The organism is Nocardia sp. NPDC055029 (assembly GCF_053608525.1).
In genome coordinates this window covers 1-2368 of record NZ_JBSGVQ010000083.1, presented here as the reverse complement: position 1 = coordinate 2368, position 2368 = coordinate 1, and the positions used below count along the sequence as shown (strand labels likewise).

Here is a 2368-nt window from a genome sequence, read left to right as displayed (position 1 = left end):
CGCTTCTACACCAAGACCAAGACGGTGACCCAGCGCTGGCCTGCCGGGCTGAAGGAGTCCAACGCCTTCGTCATCCCGACGATGGACTGACCGGCCGTGTTCACACTCAACGACGACGAGCGCGCGATCGGTGAGACCGCGCGCCAGTTCGCCGACGAATTCCTCGCGCCGAACGCGCTGGAATGGGATGAGCGCAAACACTTCCCGGTAGACGTGCTCCGCAAGGCAGGCCCGGTCGGCTTGGGCGGCATCTATGTGCGCGAGGACGTCGGCGGTTCGCAGTTGCGCAGGCTCGACGCCGTGCGGATCTTCGAAGAGCTGGCCACCGGGTGTCCTGCGGTGGCGGCCTACATCTCGATCCACAACATGGCGACCTGGATGATCGACGCTTTCGGCACCGAAGAACAGCGTCACCGCTGGGTGCCCGGGATGGCCTCGATGGAACTGCTCGGCAGCTACGCGCTCACCGAGCCGGGTGTCGGTTCCGATGCGGCGGCCTTGAGTACCAAGGCCGTTCGGGACGGGGACGACTACATCCTCACCGGCGCCAAGCAGTTCATCTCCGGTGCGGGCGCCAACGATGTGTACGTGATGATGGTGCGCACCGGTCAGGAAGGCGCGCGCGGCATCTCGGCGCTGATCGTCCCGGCCGACACACCCGGCCTGACCGTGGGACCGAACGAGCGCAAGATGGGCTGGAACGCACAGCCGACACGCCAGGTGATCCTGGAGGACGCGCGCGTACCGGTGGCCAACCGGCTCGGCGCCGAGGGCGACGGATTCGCGATCGCGATGAACGGGCTCAACGGCGGCAGGCTCAATATCGCGGCCTGCTCGGTCGGCGGCGCGCAGGCCGCACTGGACAAGACCGTGCCGTATCTGGCCGAACGGCACGCCTTCGGCAAGCCGCTGGCGCGCAACGAGGCCCTGCAGTTCGACCTGGCCGACATGCGCACCGAGCTGGAAGCGGCACGGACCCTGCTGTGGCGGGCCGCGGCCGCGCTCGACGCCGGGGCGCCGGACAAGGTCGAACTGTGCGCGATGGCCAAGCGTTTCGCCACCGACGCCGGCTTCGAGGTCGCCAACAAGGCGCTGCAATTGCACGGCGGCTACGGCTACCTGCACGAATACGGCCTGGAGAAGATCGTCCGCGACCTGCGGGTCCATCAGATCCTCGAGGGCACCAACGAAATCATGCGGGTGGTCGTCGCCCGCACGCTGACAGGAGCGGCATGACCGACGAACCCGAAGTGCTGATCACCGTCGAGGACGGTCTCGGCCTCGTCACCCTGAACCGGCCCAAGGCCATCAACGCGCTGAATCATCCGATGGCACTGGCCATCACCGATGCGCTGCGTGCGTGGGCAGACGACACCGCGGTGCGCGCGGTCGTCGTCACCGGCGCGGGCGAGCGCGGATTGTGCGCGGGCGGTGACATCGTCGCCATCCACGCCGACGCGAAAGGCGGTACGGCGGGCGCCGATTCGCCGACCGGGGTGTTCTGGCACGACGAGTACATCCTCAACGCACTCATCGGCCGCTACCCCAAGCCGTACGTGGTGATCATGGACGGCATCGTGATGGGCGGCGGAGTCGGTTTGTCCGGGCACGGCAGCCACCGCATCGTCACCGAACGCTCCCGGGTCGGGATGCCCGAGGTCGGTATCGGTTTCGTGCCCGACGTCGGCGGCACCTACCTGCTCTCGCGGGCACCGGGCGAGCTCGGCACCCACGTCGCGCTGACCACCACGCGGATGAGCGCGGGCGACGCGATCGCAGCTGGATTCGCCGACCACTACGTGCCGTCCGCCGCACTCCCGGCACTGCTCGACGCGCTGCGGACCACCGACGTCGACGCGGCGATCGCGGCGGTCGCCGAGCAGGCGCCACCCTCAGAGCTGCTCGCGCAGCAGAGCTGGATCGATGCCTGCTACAGCGCAGGCACCGTCGAGGAGATCGCGGCCCGCTTGCAGACCGCCGACTCCCCGGAGGCGACCAAGGCGGCCGACGATCTGCTGGCGAAATCGCCAGTCGCGCTGAAGGTCACGTTGCGGTCGTTGCGGGCCGCGCGGGAGCTGCCGAGCCTCGAGGCGGTGCTGGACCAGGAGTACCGGGTCTCGATCGCCGCGCTCGGCTCGCACGATCTGGTCGAGGGGATCCGCGCCCAGGTCATCGACAAGGACCGCACTCCGCGGTGGGAGCCCGCGACCCTGGCCGAGGTCACCGACGCGCAGGTGGCGGCGTACTTCGCCGAACTGGGCGACAAGGAACTCGGCGCGACGACACAGGAGGCACAGCGATGACCAAGAAGATCGGTTTCCTCGGGCTCGGTCATATGGGCGCGCCCATGGCGGCGAATCTGGTGCGG

The 2368-nt window shown here is 68.7% G+C and carries 2 protein-coding genes; both read left to right on the top strand.

The window, feature by feature from the left end:
- The first annotated feature begins 96 nt into the window (after window positions 1-96).
- On the top strand, window positions 97-1236 hold the full coding sequence (locus ACWF9G_RS34250) for an acyl-CoA dehydrogenase family protein (protein WP_379303996.1): 1140 nt from the start codon (window positions 97-99) through the stop codon (window positions 1234-1236).
- The gene (locus ACWF9G_RS34245) at window positions 1233-2303 is read left to right on the top strand and encodes an enoyl-CoA hydratase/isomerase family protein (protein WP_379303994.1); all 1071 of its coding nucleotides are present in this window, start codon (window positions 1233-1235) and stop codon (window positions 2301-2303) included. The genes ACWF9G_RS34250 and ACWF9G_RS34245 overlap by 4 nt, the downstream gene beginning before the upstream one ends.
- Window positions 2304-2368: the final 65 nt, after the last annotated feature.